The organism is Aeromonas bivalvium (assembly GCF_046078285.1).
GTDB classification, from domain to species: Bacteria; Pseudomonadota; Gammaproteobacteria; order Enterobacterales; family Aeromonadaceae; genus Aeromonas; species Aeromonas bivalvium.
In genome coordinates, this window is record NZ_JBGXBV010000001.1 from 211,590 (window position 1) to 232,379 (window position 20,790).

Consider the following 20,790-nt stretch of genomic DNA (forward strand, 5'->3'; position numbering starts at 1 on the left):
CCTTATACGCTGGCTTGGGGCTGATCACGGAGCACGGCCAGCACGGCATCCATCTCGTTCTGATAGCCGACGGTGACGCGAATGCAGTGCTCAAGGCCCGGCTTGCTGGAAAAATCCCGCAAGATGATGCCGGCGGCCTTCATGGCGGCAAAGACGGCGGCGCCATCGGTGAAGCGCACCAGCACGAAGTTGCCCTTGTCCTCGAACACCTCCTGCACGCACGGGAGAGTAGCCAGTTCTGCCTTGAAGCGCGCCTTCTGCCGGTTGAGCTCCAGCACCCGCTCCTCCATCAGCTCAAGCCCCATGGGGGAGAGGGCCTGGGCCGCTATCTGGGCGATGGGCTCGGGAATGGGGTAGGGGGCGATCACCTTGGCCAGCATGGCGATGACCTCGGCATTCGCCAGGGTGAAACCGCAGCGGATCCCCGCCAGGGCAAAGGCCTTGGAGAGGGTGCGGGTCACCACCAAATTGGGGTATTGGGCGATCAGATCCACCACGCTCGCCTCGGGGCAGAACTCTATGTAGGCCTCGTCCACCACTATGATGGCGCGATCCCGGGCCGCCTCCAGCAGGGCTGTCAGCCCCTCGTGTCCCACCAGATCCCCGGTGGGGTTGTTGGGGGAGCAGAGAAACACCAGCTTCACGTCTGACAGGCGATCTGTGATGGCGGGCCAGTCCGGCTGGCGGCTGGCGGTGAGCGGTTGTTCCACTATGCCCACGCCACAGGTCTCGGCGCTGATGGCGTACATGCCGTAGGTGGGCGGGCAGATGAGGATCTGATCCTGGCCCGCCTCGCAGAAGGTGCGGATCAAGAGCTCGATGGCCTCGTCGGCGCCGCGGCTCACCAGCACCTGGCTCGGGTTGACCCCGGCGTAGGCGGCGTAGCCATCGATCACCTCGGCCGGCTGGCACTCGGGATAGCGATTGAGTTTGCTCCCCTCGACGGTGAAGGGGTAGGCCAGCGGCGCCTCGTTGGCGTTGAGCCAGACGTGACCCTGGCCGCCGATGCGACGAGCGGATTGATAGGGGGTGAGGGCCCGCACCACGCGGCGAGCCAGCTTGGCAATGCTCATGACAAATCCTTCTGCTGTGCTGTTTGTTGGGGCTCGGCGGCCAGGGCGTTCAACCTGAGGGTGACGGCATGCTTGTGGGCATCGAGCCCTTCCGCCTGGGCGATGCGCTGGACGATGGGGCCAAGGCCACGAATGCCGTCTGCACTGAGCTCCTGCACCGTGTAGCGGCGCTGGTAATCGGCGAGCCCCAGGCTCGAGCAGGTGCGGGCATAGCCGTAGGTGGGCAAGGTGTGGTTGGTGCCGCTGGCGTAATCGCCGACCGACTCGGGTGTCCATGCCCCCAGGAAGATGGAGCCGGCATTCTCGAGCTTGTCCAGCAGCTGCCGCGGCGCCCGGGTCTGCACTATGAGGTGCTCCGGCGCATAGGCGTTGGAGATGGCGCAGGCCTCCTCCAGATTGTCACACAGTATGGTCAGACTGGCGGCCAGGGCCTGGGTTGCGATATCGCGGCGGCTGAGCAGGGCCAGCTGGCTGGCCAGCTCCCCCTTGACCGCCTCGGCCAGGGCGCCGCTGGTGGTGACCAGCACCACCTGGCTGTCTGGGCCGTGCTCGGCCTGGGAGAGCAGATCCGAGGCGACGAAGGCGGGGTTCGCGCTCTCGTCGGCAATCACCAGCACCTCGGAGGGGCCGGCCGGCATGTCGATGGCGGCGCCGCGCCAGTCCCGGGAGACCTGACCCTTGGCCTCGGTCACATAGCTGTTGCCCGGGCCGAAGATCTTGTCCACCTTGGGGATCGTCTGGGTGCCATAGGCCATGGCGGCGATGGCCTGGGCGCCGCCGATGGCGAACACCTTCTCGACGCCGCAGGCGCGGGCGGCGAACAGGATCTCGTCGCTGGCCGGCGACGGGGTGCAGAGCACCACCTCGCGGCAGCCGGCCAGGCCTGCCGGAATGGCCAGCATCATCACGGTGGAGGGGAGGGGCGCGCTGCCCCCCGGCACATAGAGGCCGACCCGGTTGATGGGCTGGGTGCGCAGCTCGCACACCACGCCGGGCTGGGTCTCGATGCGCAGTGGCGCCTGAGCCTGGGCGGCGTGGAAGGTGCGGATATTGGCAATCGCCGCCTCGATGGCGCCCTTGATGTCGTCATCCAGACGGGCGCAGGCGGCTTCGATTTCGTCCTCGCCGACGCGAAGCTGCTCGCGGGGAGCACGCTCGAAGCGCTGACTCAATTCCCGCAAGGCCTCGTCGCCCCGGCTGCGCACCGCCTTGATGATCTCCTGCACCACGCTGCCGACATCGGCCTCGTTGTCCAGGGCGGGCCGGGTCAGGGCTTCGGCCTGCCGGGCGGGGGAGAGCTGATTCCAGATCAGGGTCTGCATGATATCCCTTCCTTATTCCATCATCTTTTCGATGGGCAGCACCAGGATGGAGCTGGCGCCGAGGGCCTTGAGCTGCTCCATGGTCTCCCAGAACAGGGTTTCACTGGAAACCACGTGCAGGGCGACCTGATTGGTGTCACCGGCCAGTTGCATGATGGTGGGGCGCTCGGCGCCGGGCAGCAGGTCCGTGATGGCATTGAGCTTCTCTTTCGGAGCGTGCAGCATGATGTACTTGCTCTCGCGGGCCTGCTGCATCCCCTGGATGCGGGGCAGCAGCTTGTCGATCAGCTTCTGCTTGGCGTCGCTCAGGGGGTTGGGGGCCTGCACCAGCACCGCCTTGGAGCGGTAGATCACCTCCACCTCTTTCAGGCCGTTGGCCTCAAGGGTGGCGCCGGTGGAGACCAGATCGCAGATGGCATCGGCCAGGCCCGCACGGGGGGCCACTTCCACGGAGCCCCCCAGCATCACGCTCTTGAAGCCAAGTCCCTGCTCGTCGAAGAAGCGCTTGAGCAGCCCGGGGTAGGAGGTGGCGATGCGCTTGCCGGCCAGGCTCTGCGGGCCGGTGTACACCACGTCTTCCGGCACCGCCAGGGAGAGGCGGCAACCGCCGAAATCGAGCTGTTTCAAGGTTTTGACTTCGAAGGGTAAGCCCTGGGGCTGGCGAATGAGCTGCACCTCTTCCAGCACGTTCTCGCCTATGATGCCAAGGTCGACCACCCCTTCCATCACCAGTCCCGGGATGTCGTCATCCCGTACTCGCAGGATATCGATGGGCATGTTCTCGACGTGGGCGATGAGGCGCTGTTCGCGCAGGTTGATCTTGAGGCCGCAGCTCTTGAACAGGGCTTGGGAGTCCTGGCTCAGACGACCGGACTTTTGCATGGCGATACGCAGGCGTTGTGTTTCCATTTGCTCGATTTCCTTCTAGTCAAAAACGAAAAAACCCTCGGAAGTGTGTGCTTCCGAGGGTTCATGAATCTTGCGGTCCTTTTGGAAGTCACCAGTTAAGTGTCTTCCAGCAGTCAACCTCCTGAAAGACTATTCGGGATGATGATGGTGGTGATGAGTCTTCAGGGTGGTGAACTTCATGTAATCAATCCTTTACAAATAAGATGTCGTAGTTGACGCCTGATTTAAACTACCTGCCTTGACAGAAAATGCAACCGAAAAATGTGATCCGGGCGATTAAAGTGGAGAAAACGGTTTTCTGGTCGATAACTAGACAGTGAGATGCCAAAAGGAGGCGACATCATGCCCAGTCAGGACCTGCTATTTCCCATCCTGCCCCGTGCACCGGCGACGCCGAGTCCGGACGACATCAAGCGGGAGGTGACCCAGATCAGCCAGAAACATCAACTGCGCAAGATTGGCACCGACACTGGCGGTGCTGGCCAGCAACACCAGCAGGGGCACCCTTCGGCCAAGGATGATCAGCCAAGGGCGCAGGAAGATGATCACAAGCCGGACCCGGACCATCAGATCGATCTCTTCGTCTGAGCACATTATCAGTCCCGCTTTCGCCGCACTTTTGGCATAATGGCGGCTTTTACGCGGGACGCTCCTTTTGACCATCCAGACCCTGTTCAAGCCAGATGGCCCTCTGGCCAGCCACATCGAGGGCTTCAAGGCCCGCGCGCCCCAGCTGGCGATGGCCGAGGCGGTCGCGGATACCATAGCGGGGCATGGTCGCCTGCTGGTGGAGGCGGGGACGGGCACCGGCAAGACCTACGCCTATCTGGTGCCGGCGCTGGAGTCCGGCAAGCGGGTGGTGATAAGCACTGGCTCCAAGAACCTGCAGGAGCAGCTCTTCTACCGGGATCTTCCCACCATCACGGCGGCACTTTCTTACACGCCGCCGGTGGCCCTGCTCAAGGGGCGCAGCAACTATCTGTGCATCGAGCGGATGAACCGCCTCTTGAGCGAATCCCACCTGCAAAAGCCCGAGATCCTCAGCGATCTGGTCAAGGTGAAATCCTGGTCCACCGCGACCCAGACCGGGGATGTGGGGGACATCCCGGGGCTGCAGGAGAACGCCGAGATCATCCCCCAGATCACCAGCACCAATGAGAACTGTCTGGGGCGCGACTGCCCCTACTATGACGACTGCCACCTGGTGGTGGCCCGGCGCCGCGCCATGGAGGCCCAGGTGGTGGTGATCAATCATCACCTCTTCTTCGCCGATATGGCGGTGAAAGACACGGGGTTTGGCGAGTTGGTGCCAGAGGCCCAGGTCTATGTGTTCGATGAGGCCCACCAGTTGGGGGAGATAGCCAGCCACTATTTCGGCAAGTCGGTGGGCAGCCGCGCCTTGCAGGATCTGGCTCGGGACATCCAGCTCGCCTATCGGGCAGAGGCCCATGACATGGGACAGCTTGGCAAGGCGGCGGACAGGCTTGCCATTGCCAGCCAGGATCTGCGCCTGGCTTTTGGTGTGGATGGCGGGCGGGGCAACACCCGCGACATGTTGCGCCAGCCACTCTGGGGCCAGGCGCTGGCCCGCCTCAATGATGCCATCGGGCTTTGCTATGAGGTGCTGAAACTGGCTCTGGGCCGGGGCGAGCAGCTGGATCACTGCTTCGAGCGGTTGTGCGAACTGCGTACCCGGCTTGGTGAGGTGCTGGCCATCAACCAGACCGGTTTCTCCTACTGGTACGAGTGCAGCCGGCTCCACTTTTCCCTCAATCTCACCCCGCTGTCGGTGGCCGATCGGTTCGGCGCCGAGGTGCAGCGCCCCGACGTGGCCTGGATCTTCACGTCCGCGACTCTGACGGTGGACATGGGCTTTGATCACGTCAAGAGCGAGCTGGGACTGGCGGGGAGCCGCGAGCTTATCCTCGACAGTCCGTTCGACTATGGCGAACAGGCGCGCCTGTGCGTGCCGCGCCAGCTGCCCGAGCCCAATGCCTTCGGCCGGGGCGAGCAGTTGGCCCTTCGCCTGATCCCCCTCATCAACAAGACGCCGGGGGGCTGTTTTTTCCTCTGCACCAGCCACCAGGTGATGCGTCAGGTGGCCGAGGTGCTGCGCCGGGAAATTGGCCGTACCGTCTTGCTGCAGGGGGAGGACAACAAGCAGCGCCTGCTCTCGACCTTCGTGGAAAACGGCCGTGCCGTGCTGGTGGCCACCAGCAGCTTCTGGGAGGGGATAGACGTGCGAGGGGCGGCATTGTCCTGTGTTATCATCGACAAGCTGCCGTTTGCGAGCCCCGACGACCCGCTACTGAAGGCGCGGGTCGATGACTGCAAGTTGAAGGGGGGGGATCCCTTCGCCGAGATCCAGCTGCCCAAGGCGGTGATTGCTCTCAAACAGGGGGTGGGGCGGCTGATACGTGATCGCCGTGATCATGGCGTCCTGGTCATCTGTGATCCGCGCATGGTCAACAAGCCCTATGGCGCCACCTTTATCAAGAGTCTGCCTGCCATCCCCCGCACCCGGGACTTGACGGGGCTGGGGGATTTCTTTAGCGGACTGGCCGATGCGGCGAGTCCCGATCCGGCCAAGTCCGATCTGTTTCAATGATGCCTTTTAGAGAAGAGTCGAGAATGAATGAGTTGAAGATCCTGGCCCTGGATACCGCCACCGAAGCCTGCTCCGCCGCCCTGCTGGTGGGGGAGCGCGTTTATGCTCGCTGGGAAGAGGCGCCGCGGGATCACACCAAGAAGATACTGCCCATGGTGCAGGCCGTGCTCGATGAGGCTGGCATTGCCCTGAGCGATCTCGATGCCATCGCCTTTGGCCGGGGGCCTGGCTCCTTTACCGGGGTGCGGATCGGGGTCGGCGTGGCCCAGGGACTGGCCTTTGGCGCCGGTGTACCCCTGCTTGGCATCTCCACCCTGGCGGCCATGGCCCAGGGGGCCCATCGCCAGGAGGGAGCAACGCGGGTGATCAGTGCCATCGATGCCCGCATGGGGGAGATCTATGTGGGCCGCTATCTGCTGCAAGACGGCATCATGGTGCTGGATGGCGAGGAGCAGGTCACGGCCCCCGAGGCGGTGGCGCAGCAGCCGACGCTTTCCGGCCTCTGGTTTAGCGCGGGTACAGGTTTTGAGACCTATGCTGATGGCCTGAGCGCCCTGGCCGATGAGCAGAAACCCTGTCCGGCGGCGCGCCTGCCCGCCGCCCTGGACATGCTGCCCCTGGCGAGGGCCGCCTGGCTGGCCGGGGCTGCGGTGACCCCGGAGCAGGCCACCCCCGTATACCTCAGAGACAAGGTAACCTGGAAGAAGCTGCCCGGCCGGGAGTGAGCCTTGTGCACCCGGTGAAGGAGACAAACATGAATGAGAGCCGTCTGTTGAGATACCTGCTGCTGGGCCTGGGCGCCCTGGTGCTGGCCGGGTGCAGCACCACCCCCAAGGAGCTGGCCTATGAGCCGGAAACCGCCCTGGTGGCCTATCAACCCGCCCTGGCGGGGCAGGAGGGAAAACCGGCCCGCTGGAGTGGCGTCATCGCCGCCGTGCATAACGAACAGGATCGCAGCCTGGTCGAGGTGGTCTATCTGCCCCTCAAGAGCAATGGCGTGCCCGTGCAGACCGAGCAGAGCCCTGGCCGCTTCCTGGCGGTGATGGAGGGGTTTGTCGACCCCACCCTCTACGCCAAGGGACGCAGCCTGACGGTGCTTGGCACCCTGGACAAGCCGGTGCAGAGCCAGATTGGCGATCACAAGTATCAGTTTTCCGTGATCAGGGTGACCGGCAGCAAGCTGTGGCCACCGGTCAAGGAGGTGGAGGTGCGTTACATGGACCCCTATTTCCATGACCCTTTCTATGATCCCTTCTGGCCGCGGCGGCCGATACGGCGCTGGTGATCCTTGGCCATGACGATGGACGCCGGGATGAGAGAGGGGCAGTTGCAGCTGGCCAATGGGCGCCGTGTTGCCCTGCTGGAGTCGGGGCGTACGGGCCAGCCCCTGATGCTGGCGCTCCATGGCTGGCTCGACAATGGCGCCAGTTTCCTGCCGCTGGCCGCCTGCCTCGAAGGGATCCATCTCATCTGTGTTGACCTGCCGGGGCACGGCCTGTCCGATCACAAATCTTCTCCTTATGTGTTCACCGACTGGCTCGACGATCTGCATCAGATCATGGCGGCGGGAGGCTGGTCTGATGTCACCCTGCTCGGTCACTCCCTCGGGGCCTTGATTGCCAGCGCCTATGCCGGCGTCTTTCCCGAGCAGGTGGCGCGGCTCATCCTGCTGGAGGGGCTGGGGCCCCTCAGTCAACCCGATGAGGAGGTGCCCGCCCAGCTGCGGCGGGCCATTCTCAATCGCAGCCGTACCCGCGAGCGCGCCTCCAGTGGTTTTGCCTCCCTCGACGAGGCGGTGGCGGCCCGCTGCAAGGTGGCCGATATCTCTCCCGAGGCGGCCAGGCTCATCTGCGAACGCCAGCTGATCCTGCGGGATGGTCGGCTCCATTGGCGCAGCGATGCCAGATTGCGGGATCTCTCGCCGCTGCGCATGAGCGAGGGGCAGGCAAGGGCCCTGATGGCGGCGATCCGCTGTCCCGTGCTGTTCGTGCAGGGGGAGCAGGGCTTTGCCAGCCTGACGGCGCAATGGCTGGCCCGGCGGGACTGTTTTACGCAGATCCATCGGGAGTCAGTGGCGGGCAATCACCATTTTCATATGGATAATCCGCTGCAAACCGCCATTGTTATCGAAAAATTCTGTCACATTCGTTAGAATCCCCCGTTTTCAATCTTTCAGGTTTGCCTCCTTCCTCACATTTCACGCTTGTTAATTGGCTGTTAATTGCTATTGCCATATGTAAAGATACCCGGCATTAGAGCGGTAACTCAAAACAAGTGATTGAAATTGGGACAGGGACGGAGGCAACACAGTGAGCGCACAGGTGCGAGTTATGCATGAGCATGAAGGCAAGCATGAGAATACCAGGTTGCAGCAGGCCGACGCCGCTGGGGAGCAGGCGGTGCCGGTCGACAAGATCTGGCTGACACGCTATCCAGAGGGGGTGCCCGCCGAGATCAATCCCGATATCTACGGCTCCCTGGTCGAGATGTTCGAAGCCTCGGTGAGCGAATTTGCCGACCAGCCCGCCTTCGTCAACATGGGCCAGACCATCACCTATCGCAGGCTCGAGGAGCAGTCCCGGGCGTTTGCGGCCTACCTGCAAGACGAGCTCAAGCTGGAGAAGGGGGACAGGGTGGCGGTCATGATGCCGAACCTGTTGCAATACCCCATCGCCGTGTTCGGCATACTGCGCGCCGGTATGATAGTGGTCAACGTCAACCCCCTCTATACCCCCCGCGAGCTGGAGCATCAGCTCAACGACTCGGGGGCCAAGGCCATCGTCATCGTCTCCAACTTTGCCCATACCCTGGAGAAGGTGGTCTACGGCACCCCGGTCAAGCACGTGATCCTGACCCGGATGGGGGACAACCTGGGGCTGGCCAAGGGGACGCTGGTCAACTTCGTGGTCAAGTACGTCAAGAAGCTGGTACCCAAATACAATCTGCCCCACGCCAGCACCATGCGCCAGGCCCTGGCCAAGGGGCGCTATCTGCAGTACATCAAACCCGAGATCCACAACGAGGATGTCGCCTTCCTGCAATACACGGGAGGCACCACTGGCCTGTCCAAGGGGGCCATGCTGACCCACCGCAACATGATTGCCAACGTCGAGCAGTGCCTGGGGGTCTATGGTCCCGTGCTGGAGCGGGGCAAGGAGTTCGTGGTCACGGCCCTGCCGCTCTATCACGTCTTTGCCCTCACGGTGAACTGCCTGCTGTTCATGCGCCTGGGGGGATACAACCTGCTCATCAGCAACCCCCGCGACATCCCGGGCTTTGTCAAAGAGATCAAGCGCTACCCCTTTACCTGCATCACAGGGGTCAACACCCTGTTCAATGCCCTGGTCAACAACGACGAGTTCCAGAGCATGGATTTTGCCAAGCTCAAGCTCACCATCGGCGGCGGCATGGCGGTGCAGCGGGCGGTGGCCGAGCAGTGGAAGACGCTGACCGATACCCCCTTGCTGGAGGGTTATGGCCTGACCGAGTGCTCCCCCCTGGTGAGCGTCTGCCCCTATGATCTGACCGATTACAATGGCTCCATCGGCCTGCCGGTCTGCTCCACCGATATCCGCCTGGTGGATGAGGCCGGTAACCCCATCCTCGCCACCGGTACCCCGGGGGAGATGCAGGTGCGCGGCCCCCAGGTGATGACGGGCTACTGGCAACGGCCCGAGGCCACCGCCGAGGTGATGCAGGATGGCTGGCTCTGCACCGGGGATATCGCCGTGTGCGACCAGCAGGGCTTCTTCAAGATCGTCGATCGCAAGAAGGACATGATCCTGGTGTCGGGCTTCAACGTCTATCCCAACGAGATTGAGGACGTGGTGGCCCTGCATCCCAAGGTGCTGGAAGTGGCCGCGGTCGGTGTGCCCCACAAGGTGTCCGGGGAGCTGGTCAAGGTGTTCGTGGTCAGGAAGGATCCCAAATTGACCCAGGAGGAAGTTATTGCCCATTGCCGTCAACATCTTACTGCCTATAAGGTGCCTAAGCTGGTAGAATTTCGCGACGAACTTCCCAAGACCAATGTGGGCAAGATCCTGCGCCGCGTGCTGCGCGACGAGGAGATAGCCAGGCAGGCCGGGCAATAAGCCGGGCCATCAAGCCGATATGGGGTAAACCGTGGTTCAGGCCACGGTTTTTTCTTTTGGGCCCACCGACAAGATGCAGGCAAAGATGCAATTTCAACTCATTTCAGAGCAAGCCGAGCTGGCGGCCTACCTCGCCGACCTGGCCCGGGTGCCGCTCGCCATCGATACCGAATTCGTGCGCACCCGCACCTATTATCCCCAGCTTGGTCTGTTCCAGATCTATGATGGCGAACGCCTCGCCCTGCTCGATCCCCTGACCCTGGATCTGACCCCCTTGTGGCAGCGCCTCGGCCAGGCCGACCAGATCTCCATCCTTCACGCCGCCGGGGAGGATCTCGAACTCATCCAGCACCAGGCGGGCCATCTGCCCAGCCGGGTGCACGACACCCAGCTCGCCACCGCCTTCCTGGGCTACGGGGTGTCTGTGGGGTTTGGCGCCCTGGTCAAGGAGTTCCTCGGCGTGGAGCTGGAAAAGGATCAGGCCCGCACCGACTGGCTGGCGCGCCCGCTCACCCCCCGTCAGCTGGAATACGCGGCGGCGGATGTCTTCTACCTGATGCCCCTCTACGAGAAGGTGATGACCAGACTCAGGGAGAGCGGCAAGTTTGCCTGGTTCGAGCAGGAGTGCCAGAACCACTGCGCCCGCAAGACCCAGGCCAGCGATCCGTATCAGGCCTATCTCGACATCGTCAACGCCTGGCAACTGGGGCGCCGCGAGCTCGCCATCCTGCGCGAGCTGGCGGCCTGGCGTCAGAAAGAGGCGGTACGCCGGGATCTGGCCCTCAACTTCGTGGTCAAGGAGCTGCACCTGTTCAAGGTGGCCGAGCGCCGACCCGCTTCGCTTCGGGATCTCAACGAGCTGGGGCTCTCTCCCATCGAGATCAAGATCCACGGCAAGCGGATGCTGGACATAGTCGCCGCTGCCCAGCAGAGCGCTCCGGACAGCTGGCCCGAGCCCATCCGCCGTCTGGTGGATTACCCCCAGTACAAGGGGGAGCTCAAGCGCATCAAGGCCCTGGTGGAGGAGAAGGCCAAGGCCAGCAACATCCCCCCTGAGCTGGTGGCCAGCAAGAAAATCATCCACCAGTACTTCACCTGGAGCTGGCGCATGAGCGAGGAAGAGCGTGCCCGGGCCGACAAGCCCATGCTGCTGCAAGGCTGGCGCCATGAGCTGGTGGGTCACCTGCTGGCCCAGTGAGGCCGTCTGCCCCCGGTTGAGCGATAGACAACAACGGGCCCCCGCCATGGCGGGGGCCCGTTTCATTGACGCTGGTGGGGTGTTCGGCCTGGCTCTGCGGCTGGCTCGACGGGCGGGGTTGGGTCCCGCGAGGGGCCCGTTACAGCTCGTGGCCGTGGAAGCCCTTGCGATAACGCTGCTCGCAGCGCGGGCAGCGCTGCCGGGTCGGATCCTGATCCAGCTGGGTCAGGGTCAGCGGCTCCTCGCAGTCCGAGCACAGACCAAACAGCCCCAGCTCAATCTGACAGAGGGTGGCGTCGATGCGCTTGAGCGCCGCCACATTCTGCTCTACCTGCGGCAGATCCAACCGACTGGTGAGATCCACCAACTGATCCCGTTCGCAGTGGCTGGCCTGTTCGGCCCAGTCACCCTGACGGCTCGCCTTGAGCTGAGCGATCAGCTCCTCTCGAATTCTGGCCCAGTCGGTCAGCAGGCGATCTCGCCATCCTGCCAACTGCGCTTGCGTCATTTCACACACAGATGCCCCCAACAGACGATTACAGAGTCAGGGCAGTATAGGGAGTCGATGGGAGAGTCAAGATGACATGCGTCAAGTTAACCGTGCTTTGGCGCGCTTTTCTGGCTGGGGCCTCGGCTTGCCGGCGAGCACATAGAGCACCCCCGCCACCAGGCAGACGACGCCGGCCAGGGTAATCATGGGGGGCATGGCCCCGCGCAGCATGAAGGCGTAGAGCAGCCCCGCCAGAGTCTCGAACACGATGAGCGGACCTACCAGCACGGTCGGCAGACGCTGGCTCGCCTCGTTCCAGCACAGGGTGCCGAGCCAGGAGCAGAAGAGCCCCACCGCCCCCATCAGCAGCACGAAGCGCAGGGGAGTCGGGCCGAAGGGCAGGGGGAAGTCCGGTGCGCTCAGGGCGAGATGACCGAGACTGCCGAGATAGGCAACGAGCGCCACCGGCAACGTCACCAGTCCCTGGGCGGTGGCCCAGAGCGCCGGGCTGCGGCCCGGGTGTTCGCGCAGCCAGCGGGCATTGCGCAGGGGATACCAGGTCCAGCACAGCACGGCGGCCACCGCCAGGGCGAGCCCGAGCAGCTGATCGGTGCGTGCCTCTGCCTGCCAGGTCAGCTCGGTGCGGTTGACCAGGTAGAGGCCGGCCCCCATCAGCAGCAGGGCCGGGTAGAGGCGGGCGCGGGAGAGGCGGCCGTCCCGTGCGCCATAGAGGCGGTTGGCGGCCAGGGCCGTCACCACCGGCAGGGTGCCGATCAACATGGCCGCCAGGGGCGAGCCGATGCGCAAGATGGCCCCCGACAGGCAGAAGTAGTAGACGAGGTTCCCCACCAGGGTGAGGGCGAGGGCCTCGCGCCAGTCGCTGGCAGAGAGGGCCGCCAGGCGCTTGCGGGCCCGCCAGGCCAGCGGCAGCACGATGAGGCCGAAGGCGAGATAGCGGCCGCTGGCGAGCAGGGCGGGGGGATAGCCGTCCACCAGCAGGGGGGCGACGAAGATGAGCCCCCACATCAGGCCGGCCAGCAGGGCAAACAGGACTCCGAGCAACATTTTCAATATCCGTTGGAGAAGAAGAAGGCCAGCCTAGCAGGGGGGAGTGGCGGCGTATTGAACCAGATTGCGCTTTAGCGGCCGGCCTGCACCTGTTTCTGGTAGCGCACCGGGGTGGTGCCATAGCGGCGCAGGAAGGCGCGATTGAGGTGCGACTGGTCGGCCAGGCCACAGGCGGCGGCCACCTCGGCGGCGGGCAGGCCGGCGGCCAGCCACCCCTTGGCGCGCTGCAGGCGGATGGCCATCAGCATCTGCTGGGGGGTGACGTGAAAGCGGGCCTTGAAGCTGCGCTGGAAGTGGTAGGGGCTGAGGTTCACCGCCCCCGCCAGCTCTGCCAGAGTGATGGGGCGGGCAAAACAGGCCTGCATATAGTCGATGGCGCGCCCCAGAGGGTGGGCTGCTTCGCGCGGGGCCGCCAGGGCCCGGGCGTGGGGGCGCAGGGCCTCGCATACGGTGAGCAGCAGGCCGTCGGCGGCGAGCGCGCTGTCACAGTACCAGAGGGCATCCAGGGTCGCTTGCAGGAGGGGAGCGGCGTGCGGGTCGCTGCGCACCGCCTCGGCAAAATGCCAGCCGCGCTCGCCGCTGATGGCCTCGAGCCGAGAGGCGGGCAGGTAGAGCATGCGATAGCGCCACCCTTGTTCGCAGGCGGCCTCGCCGGTGTGCAGCTCGTCGGGGTTCATCAGTACCAGGCTGCCTGGGCCCGCCAGGTGCTGGCTGCCGCGATAGCGAAAGCGCTCGGCACCGCACTCGATGACACCGAGGCCAAACCCCTCGTGGCTGTGGGGATCGAAGGCGTGGTGCTGGATGTGGGCGCGGTAGAGCTCGGTCGCAGGCTGGCCCGGCAGGGGGCGAAAATCGGCCCTGTCGTGCTGATGGGTAAAGGTGACCGGTACTCCCTGCATCCTGACCTCCTGTCATTGAGCCCTCATCATAAGGCGCCGCGGGGCGGCGGCCAAGACGAGGGCCGGGCGCGCTCAGGGGTGGCGTTCGCTCTCGACCAGCAGGCGAGCGCGGATCTCGTCGGCGTGCTTGAGCAGGCGCACCTCGGTGAACAGGGCATCGGCCTGGGGATACTCGCGCTTGAGATAGGAGAACCACTGCTTGATCCGGCTCGGGTAATAGTCCGCCTTCTCCCCGGCGAGATCCTGCTCTGTGTAGCTCACCATGAGGCGCAGGGCCTCGGACCAGCTCATGTGGGGGCAGTTCGTCTTCATCACCCGGGCCAGGTTGGGCAGGGAGACGGCGCCCCGTCCCACCATCAGGCTGTCGCAGCCCGAGACCCGGGCGCAGGTGAGGGCGTCCTCATGGTTCCAGATCTCGCCGTTGGCGGTGACCGGGATGGGCAGGGCGCGGCGGATGGCATCCACATATTCCCAGTGGGCGGGGGGGCGATAGCCCTCGCGCTTGGTCCGGGCGTGCACCGCCAGCTCCACCGCGCCCCCGTCACTGGCTGCGTGGGCATTTTCCAGAAACAGCGACTTGTCATCGTAGCCCAGGCGGATCTTGGCGCTCACCGGCAGATGGGCCGGCACGGCCTCCCGCACCGCCTTGACGATGCGATAGACGGCCTCCGGCTCCTTGAGCAGCACGGCGCCCCCCTTGCTCTTGTTGACCGTGGGGGCGGGGCAGCCGAAGTTGAGATCCACCCCGGGGGAGCCGAGCGCGATGGCGCGCACCGCATTCTCTGCCAGCCACTCGGGATGCTGACCCAGCAGTTGCACCCGCACCGGGGTGCCGGCGCGGGTCTTGCCCCCTTGCCTGAGTTCGGGGGCGATGCGGTAGAAGACCTTGGTGGGCAGCAGCTGATCGACCACCCGCACGAATTCGCTGACGCACAGGTCATAGTCGTTGACGGAGGTGAGCACCTCCCGCATCAGGTGATCGAGCACCCCCTGCATGGGGGCCAAAATTACGCGCATAACTGCTTCCGAAGACAAGGGGAGAAAAAAGAGCGCAGATTGTAGTGGCAATGGCTGGCGTTGTCAGCCGTCTGCCCACTCGATGAGCCTAATCGACTGCCGCCGCATGGGCCGGGCTGTCAGCTTCCGGGCCAACTCTGTTAGGCTAAAGGCAGAGATGCATTCAGAGGAGTACCCATGAAACGCTGGTGTCTGATGGCCCTGGGCTGGCTCGCCTTCGCCACCGGGATAGTCGGGATAGTCCTGCCCCTGCTGCCGACCACCCCCTTCATGTTGCTGGCGGCGGCCCTCTTTGCCCGCTCGTCCCCCCGTTTTCACCGCTGGCTGCTGGCGCACCCCTGGTTCGGGCCCCCCATCCATGACTGGCAGTTGTATCGCGGCATTCGGCGCCATGCCAGGCGCCGCGCCATCCTTTTCATCCTGGTGAGCTTCGCCTTCTCCCTGGCTCTGGTGCCCGTCGACTGGGTGCGCTGGCTGCTGATTGTCATCATGGTGATCCTGCTCACCTGGCTAATACGTTTGCCTGTGCTGGAGCCGGTTGCAATGAAGAAGTGAAGTCCCTAAGCTATTGCGGCAATAATGCTATGGAGTTGGCCTGTCGTTTTTGCACGATGGGCCTTTTTGTTTTCCCGGCGCCTGGCCCATCGGCCTGTGCCGGGTCAAAAAATAAGCGGTCATCACATGAATCCGGACATTCTGAAATTTATCGAAGCCAGCATCAAGACCATCCCCGACTATCCCAAGCCCGGGATCCTGTTTCGTGACATCACCAGCCTGATCGAGAACGCCGAGGCCTTCAAGGCCACCATCGATCTGCTGGCCGATCATTACCGTGATCAGGGGATCACCAAGATCGTCGGCACCGAGGCCCGCGGCTTCATCTTCGGCGCCCCTGTGGCCTTCGCCATGGGGCTGGGTTTCGTGCCGGTGCGCAAGCCAGGCAAGCTGCCCCGCGCCGTCATCGAGGAGTCCTACGCGCTCGAATACGGCACCGACACCCTGCAACTGCACACCGATGCCATAGTCCCCGGTGACAAGGTACTGGTGGTGGACGATCTGCTGGCCACCGGCGGCACCGTCGATGCCACCGTCAAGCTCATCCGCCGCGCCGGGGGTGAGGTGGCCGATGCGGCCTTCATCATCTCCCTGCCGTCCCTCGGTGGCGATGCTCGCCTGACGGAAGCCGGCATCAAGGTGGTCTCCCTGGTCGAACTGGCCGGCGCCTAAGGGGCGGGAGTGAACGGGCGGCAGACGCCACTTGCCAGGGGCGCCAGCCGCCTGCCTGATACAGGGAGCCACGACGGGTCGGGCTCCCTGTTGTTTTATGGGGCTCCCATCTTCCGGCTGGCGCGGCGATCCGGGGCGGGAGGATGGCCTTGCTCATCTATCTGGTTGAAATAGCGGCACTTATCCCGGGCTTTGCCGCAACTTGACGCCATGGTCGTTACAGGGCTCTCGCCATTTGTGTTAGCATTCGGCCTCAATGCCCTGTCATCCCCGCACTCAAAGGTTCTATGAGCTATCAGGTTCTGGCGCGTAAATGGCGCCCCCATACATTCGAGCAAGTGGTGGGCCAGCAACATGTGCTGACCGCCCTGACCAATGCCCTGGATCAGGGGCGGCTGCACCATGCCTATCTGCTCAGCGGCACCCGTGGCGTGGGCAAGACCACCATAGCCCGCATCCTGGCCAAGAGCCTCAACTGCGAGCAGGGGATCAGCAGCACCCCCTGCGGTGTGTGCGACACCTGCCGCGAGATAGATCAGGGCAACTTCGTCGATCTGCTGGAGATAGACGCAGCGTCGCGCACCAAGGTGGAAGACACCCGGGAACTGCTCGACAACGTGCAATATCGCCCGGCCCGCGGCCGCTTCAAGGTCTACCTCATCGATGAGGTGCACATGTTGTCGCGCCACAGCTTCAACGCCCTGCTCAAAACCCTGGAAGAGCCGCCCCCCTATGTGAAGTTTCTGCTGGCCACTACGGATCCCCAGAAGCTGCCCATCACCATCCTCTCCCGTTGTCTGCAGTTCCACTTGAAGAGCCTGGATCAGGGGCTGATCGCCAAGCAGCTGGCCTGGGTGCTGGAGCAGGAGGGGCAGCCCTTCGAGCCGCGCGCCTTGCAGGCCCTGGCCAAGGCGGCCGATGGCAGCATGCGCGATGCCCTGAGCCTCACCGATCAGGCCCTGGCCCACGGCAATGGCCGGGTGGGGGAGGCGAGCGTGCTGGCCATGCTCGGTACCCTGGATCATCACCACCTGCACCAGTTGCTGGAGGCGGTGCTACGCCAGGATGCCCAGGTCACCATGGCCAAGATAGGGGAGATAGCGACCCTGGGGCCGGATTTTGATCAGCTCCATGCCGAGCTGGAAGCTTTGCTCCATCGCATCGCCCTGGCACAACTGCTGCCGGCCAGCGTGCAGGAGCAGGGGATGGAGGCGGACGCCCTGATGCAGCTTTCCAAGGCCATGAGCCCGGAGGAGGTGCAGCTCTGCTATCAAATCGTGCTGGGGGGGCGCAAGGACTTGCCCTGGGCCCCGGACGGTCGCACCGCCCTGGAGATGACCTGTCTGCGCATGCTCGCCTTCTCGCCCCGGCGCGACCCGATACACCCGGCAAGCCTGGGTGCCCTGCCGACACAGGCGGGGCAGGGGGCCGCTCCCCTGGGGTTGGGAAAGCCGCAACCGGCTGAACCTGCCCCGGCGCTCGCCCGTGACAGCGGCGCCGCCCCGGCGCCTGCGCCTCTTCCGCCAGCCGAGGAGGTCAAGGCCCGGCCGGCGCAGGCGGATGCCTCTGGCGCAGCAGTGGGTGACGCAGCCCCCCTGGCACGGCCAGGGGAGAGCGAGCTGGCGAGCCCGCCCAGCCAGGTTGAGGAGATGACAAGCGAGGCGCTCTCCCCGCTCTTTGCCGAGCAGGAGGCGCTGTTGCAGGCGGCGAGCGAGATGGGCTATCGAGACGCGCCTTCTGCCCAGATGGGGCGTGTGCCTGCGGGTCCGCAGGCAGAGTCGCCAGCGCATCCGTCCGGGAGCGGGCAGCCGCCTGCCCCCTATCCCGATCAGGGTGAGGCTGGGGGGCTGACGCCTTCAATGCCCCGGCAGGGGGAAGGGCCGGCCCCTCAGGGGATGCCCGCCGCAGCCGACACGGCAGCAGGGGAGGAGCGCGCCGGGGGCGGCATCATGAGCCTGCTTGGCACCCGCAACATGCTGCGCAGCCGGCTGCGGGCCTCGGAAGGGGCGGCCAGACCCGCAACCAGATCGGCGGCGATGGCCGAAGGGACTGCCCAGGGGAATCTTGGGGCCTCGGCCAAGCCTGATGTCGCCGAGGTGCCCGCGGCCATCCCGAGCCCGGCGGCGCCGGCCTCCTCAGCCGCGGGGGAGACCCCCTGGCAGGGAGATTGGTCCTATGATGTCCCAAGCGAGCGGGACGAGGGGGAGGGGGACCTTCAGGCCTATCAGGAGTACCTGGCCCAGGGTGAGCCGAGCGCGCCAGCGTCCGCGTTGGCGACGCCGAGTGGGCCGCGCAGTGCCAGCCAGGGCGGGCGCGAGGCGGACTCTCCCCCCTGGGATCCCGACGGTCCCTCGACCGGGGCGCAGCACCCCGTCGACCATGGCGCCCCTGCGGCTCCTGGGCCTGCTCCCACCCCCGTCTCGCCCCCGGCGCAGGGGAATGCTGCCCCGGCCAGGACAGAGACGGCGGTTCCGACCCTCGAGACCATCGACTGGAACGCCATCGAGAGCGAGCAGGAAGAGGAGGTGGGGGACGAGCCGAGCCGACTCATCCCCGCCAGTCTGCTCGCCAGTTGCGGCGATCCCTGGAGCGAGCTCATCGCCCGCACCCGGGTGGGGGGCCGACTGCGTCAACTCGCCATCAATGCGGTGATGAGCCAGCAGGAGGAGCGGGTCTTGCTGACCCTCAAACCCGAGCAGCGTCATCTGGTGAGCGATCGCGCCCTGGCCGAGCTCGCGACCATCATAGGCCCAGAGCTTGGTCGCGAGGTGCGCATCGAGGTGACCCTGGGCACTGTGCCCGAGCAGGAGACGCCGCTGGAGATAGAGCATCGCCTCTACCTCGGGGTGCTCGAGCAGGCGGGGCGGGATCTGGAGCAGGATCCCAATGTGCAGTTTTTACGTCAGCGATTCGGTGCCGAGCTCCACATGGAGAGTATCGAGCCCCTCAATCGCTGAATCAGGTGCGGGGAGTGCGCTCCCCGCTTGAAATGCCGCTCGGCCGTCCCCATCTAGGACAGACGAGCCTAACGCCCGGCCAGGTGCGCCGGATTTCAACGCGAGAGACGACATATGTTTGGTAAAGGTGGAATGGGTAACCTGATGAAACAGGCCCAACAGATGCAAGAGCGCATGCAGAAGATGCAAGAGCAGCTGGCCCTGATGGAAGTGACGGGTGAAGCGGGCGCTGGCATGGTCAAGGTCACCATGACCGGCAGCCACAGCGTGCGTCGCATCGAGATCGATCCCTCCCTGATGGAAGATGACAAGGAGCTGCTGGAAGATCTGGTGGCCGCCGCCTGCAACGACGCCGTGCGCCGGGTCGAAGAGCAGAACAAGAGCAAGATGGGCGAGCTGACCGGTGGCATGCAACTGCCCCCCGGCATGAAGCTGCCGTTCTAAGGCGCTTGCCAGTCGAGTCAAAGAGGGGCCCCTGTGGCCCCTTTTTCATTGGGCGCCGGCCATCATGGCGGGTGCAATCTGGCGCAGGATGGCTACAATAGCGCCCTCTCATTTTCCCCCTCAGGGAGCCCCTTGTGCTGGCCCAACGCTTCGAACGCCTCGATCACCTGCTGACCGTCTGTCGCCCCTGGTGGCAGTACCAGCCCTATCATCACCTGGCGATCGCCTTTGCCGGCGAGGCTCCCGAGCTGGCGGCCCTGCTCGACGGCCTGAGCCTGGAGGAGCTGAACCGGCTCGATGGCGACATGGCTGCCCTGGCCAGTCTGCTGGCCCCCTGGATCCCCCAGGGCGCCGAGTTGCAGGCCCTGAGCGAGTTGACCCGCTTTGAGGCCGACCCCGTCGAGTGCGGCAAGGCCATGGCATTGCACATGCCGGGTCGCAAGCAGGCCCAGATCGAGGCCTTCACCGGCTGCCTGCCCCCCCATGCGGGGCCCTACCTGGAGTGGTGCGCCGGCAAGGGACACCTGGGTCGGCTGCTCTCGGTTCACCGCCGTGCCGAGGTGACCAGCCTGGAGTGGCAGGGGGCGCTGTGCGAGGAGGGACGCAGGCTCGCCGAGCGGGACGGCGCCCGCATGCGCTTCATCGAGGCCGATGCCTTCGCCGCCGAGTCGGTGGCGCTGATCGCCCCAGAACATCACGCCATGGCGCTCCATGCCTGTGGCGAGCTGCATACCCACCTGCTGGAGGGGGTGGCGGCGCGCGGCGCCCGCGGCGTGACCCTCTCCCCCTGTTGCTATCACCTGATCCGGGGAACCCACTATCGCCCCCTCTCCGGGGCGGCCCGGGCCAGTACCCTGGGGCTGAGCAAGGCAGACTTGCGCCTGCCCCTGCAAGAGACGGTCACCGGCGGCGCCCGCATCGCCCGCTTGCGGGAGCTGGAGGTGGTGTGGCGCCTTGGCTTTGACTGCCTGCAGCGCCAGGTGCGCGGGGTGGATGCGTATCTGCCTGTGCCCAATATGCAAAAGAGCCTGCTCACCGGCAGCTTCGAGGCCTTCTGCCGCTGGGCCGCCGAGCGCAAGGGGATAGCCCTGCCTGCCGGGCTCGACTACGACGGCCTGCTGGCTCGGGGGGAGGCGCGTTATGGGGACGTCGCCCGCATGGAGCTGGTGCGCCACCTGTTTCGCCGTCCTCTGGAGATCTGGCTCGGGCTGGATCGCGCCCTCTTCCTGCAAGAGCAGGGCTACCGGGTGGAGCTTGGCGAGTTCTGCGCCAAGCCCATGACCCCGCGCAACCTGCTGATCCGCGCCGTGCGTGGCTGAGTCTGCCTTGGCCAGGCAGGCGGTGGGGATAGGGTGGCCCCCTGATTTTCTTGGTGTTTATCCCCTTGCCTCGCTCGGTTTAGCAGAGGGAAACCGTGCTGGCGGGGCGGCGCACAGCCTTCTTGCTGACAGAGTGATCAGGCAGTGAGTCGGCTCACAAATTCATCA

At 64.9% G+C, this 20,790-nt stretch carries 19 protein-coding genes and 1 other annotated feature; of the genes, 12 read left to right on the plus strand and 7 right to left on the minus strand.

The features are described 5' to 3' along the window. Positions 1–2: 2 nt before the first annotated feature. From hisC to hisG, 3 genes are read right to left on the minus strand one after another with little or no spacing between them, the layout of a single operon-like run. Entirely contained in the window at positions 3–1,073 is a 1,071-nt protein-coding gene (gene hisC, locus ACEUCR_RS00860) for a histidinol-phosphate transaminase (RefSeq protein WP_408787536.1), read from the minus strand. Continuing rightward, on the minus strand, positions 1,070–2,395 hold the full coding sequence (gene hisD / locus ACEUCR_RS00865) for a histidinol dehydrogenase (protein WP_408787538.1): 1,326 nt from the start codon (positions 2,393–2,395) through the stop codon (positions 1,070–1,072). Before hisD ends, hisC begins: the two co-directional genes overlap by 4 nt. A 12-nt stretch (positions 2,396–2,407) precedes the next feature. After that, positions 2,408–3,304: an ATP phosphoribosyltransferase gene (gene hisG, locus ACEUCR_RS00870; RefSeq protein WP_041997120.1), complete on the minus strand. Its 897-nt coding sequence runs from the start codon at positions 3,302–3,304 to the stop codon at positions 2,408–2,410. Positions 3,305–3,329: 25 nt separating this feature from the next. After that, positions 3,330–3,458: a sequence feature (His leader region), on the minus strand. A 188-nt stretch (positions 3,459–3,646) separates the two neighbouring features. On the opposite strand from hisG, the gene ACEUCR_RS00875 reads away from it, so the two are divergent. From ACEUCR_RS00875 to rnd, 7 genes are all read left to right on the plus strand, one after another. Next, a complete protein-coding gene (locus ACEUCR_RS00875) occupies positions 3,647–3,892 on the plus strand; it encodes a hypothetical protein (RefSeq protein ID WP_111872669.1) in 246 nt (81 codons plus the stop codon). 67 nt (positions 3,893–3,959) lie between these two features. After that, positions 3,960–5,912, plus strand: coding sequence for an ATP-dependent DNA helicase (locus tag ACEUCR_RS00880; RefSeq protein WP_408787540.1), 1,953 nt, complete (start codon positions 3,960–3,962; stop codon positions 5,910–5,912). A 23-nt stretch (positions 5,913–5,935) separates the two neighbouring features. Then, positions 5,936–6,637 carry a tRNA (adenosine(37)-N6)-threonylcarbamoyltransferase complex dimerization subunit type 1 TsaB gene (tsaB, locus tag ACEUCR_RS00885; protein ID WP_408787542.1) on the plus strand — a complete coding sequence of 234 codons (702 nt, stop codon included), beginning with the start codon at positions 5,936–5,938 and terminating at the stop codon, positions 6,635–6,637. 29 nt (positions 6,638–6,666) lie between these two features. After that, the gene (locus tag ACEUCR_RS00890; RefSeq protein ID WP_392440969.1) at positions 6,667–7,197 is read left to right on the plus strand and encodes a Slp family lipoprotein; all 531 of its coding nucleotides are present in this window, start codon (positions 6,667–6,669) and stop codon (positions 7,195–7,197) included. Between the two features lie 15 nt (positions 7,198–7,212). Further along, positions 7,213–8,064, plus strand: a complete 852-nt coding sequence (locus ACEUCR_RS00895) for an alpha/beta fold hydrolase (RefSeq protein WP_408788997.1) — start codon at positions 7,213–7,215, stop codon at positions 8,062–8,064. A gap of 178 nt (positions 8,065–8,242) precedes the next feature. Then, a complete protein-coding gene (gene fadD, locus ACEUCR_RS00900; protein ID WP_244911242.1) occupies positions 8,243–10,003 on the plus strand; it encodes a long-chain-fatty-acid--CoA ligase FadD in 1,761 nt (586 codons plus the stop codon). An 85-nt stretch (positions 10,004–10,088) separates the two neighbouring features. Then, entirely contained in the window at positions 10,089–11,201 is a 1,113-nt protein-coding gene (gene rnd, locus ACEUCR_RS00905; protein WP_162625744.1) for a ribonuclease D, read from the plus strand. 139 nt (positions 11,202–11,340) lie between these two features. On the opposite strand, the gene ACEUCR_RS00910 is transcribed toward rnd, so the two are convergent. The 4 genes from ACEUCR_RS00910 to dusC form a co-directional block, all read right to left on the minus strand. Then, entirely contained in the window at positions 11,341–11,709 is a 369-nt protein-coding gene (locus tag ACEUCR_RS00910; RefSeq protein WP_041997137.1) for an RNA polymerase-binding protein DksA, read from the minus strand. An 81-nt stretch (positions 11,710–11,790) separates the two neighbouring features. Next, a complete protein-coding gene (locus ACEUCR_RS00915) occupies positions 11,791–12,756 on the minus strand; it encodes a DMT family transporter (protein ID WP_408787545.1) in 966 nt (321 codons plus the stop codon). Positions 12,757–12,830: 74 nt separating this feature from the next. After that, entirely contained in the window at positions 12,831–13,658 is an 828-nt protein-coding gene (locus ACEUCR_RS00920; RefSeq protein WP_408787547.1) for an AraC family transcriptional regulator, read from the minus strand. Positions 13,659–13,730: 72 nt separating this feature from the next. Continuing rightward, on the minus strand, positions 13,731–14,675 hold the full coding sequence (gene dusC, locus ACEUCR_RS00925) for a tRNA dihydrouridine(16) synthase DusC (RefSeq protein ID WP_041997145.1): 945 nt from the start codon (positions 14,673–14,675) through the stop codon (positions 13,731–13,733). 177 nt (positions 14,676–14,852) lie between these two features. On the opposite strand from dusC, the gene ACEUCR_RS00930 reads away from it, so the two are divergent. The 5 genes from ACEUCR_RS00930 (at position 14,853) to ACEUCR_RS00950 (ending at position 20,622) form a co-directional block, all read left to right on the plus strand. Beyond that, complete coding sequence (locus ACEUCR_RS00930) at positions 14,853–15,230, plus strand: YbaN family protein (RefSeq protein WP_041997148.1); 378 nt, start codon at positions 14,853–14,855, stop codon at positions 15,228–15,230. 126 nt (positions 15,231–15,356) lie between these two features. After that, complete coding sequence (apt, locus tag ACEUCR_RS00935; protein ID WP_041997151.1) at positions 15,357–15,902, plus strand: adenine phosphoribosyltransferase; 546 nt, start codon at positions 15,357–15,359, stop codon at positions 15,900–15,902. A gap of 287 nt (positions 15,903–16,189) precedes the next feature. After that, positions 16,190–18,859, plus strand: coding sequence for a DNA polymerase III subunit gamma/tau (gene dnaX, locus ACEUCR_RS00940; RefSeq protein WP_408787549.1), 2,670 nt, complete (start codon positions 16,190–16,192; stop codon positions 18,857–18,859). A gap of 114 nt (positions 18,860–18,973) precedes the next feature. Further along, the gene (locus tag ACEUCR_RS00945; protein WP_041997156.1) at positions 18,974–19,303 is read left to right on the plus strand and encodes a YbaB/EbfC family nucleoid-associated protein; all 330 of its coding nucleotides are present in this window, start codon (positions 18,974–18,976) and stop codon (positions 19,301–19,303) included. A gap of 134 nt (positions 19,304–19,437) precedes the next feature. Beyond that, positions 19,438–20,622 carry a methyltransferase gene (locus tag ACEUCR_RS00950; protein ID WP_408787551.1) on the plus strand — a complete coding sequence of 395 codons (1,185 nt, stop codon included), beginning with the start codon at positions 19,438–19,440 and terminating at the stop codon, positions 20,620–20,622. Positions 20,623–20,790: the final 168 nt, after the last annotated feature.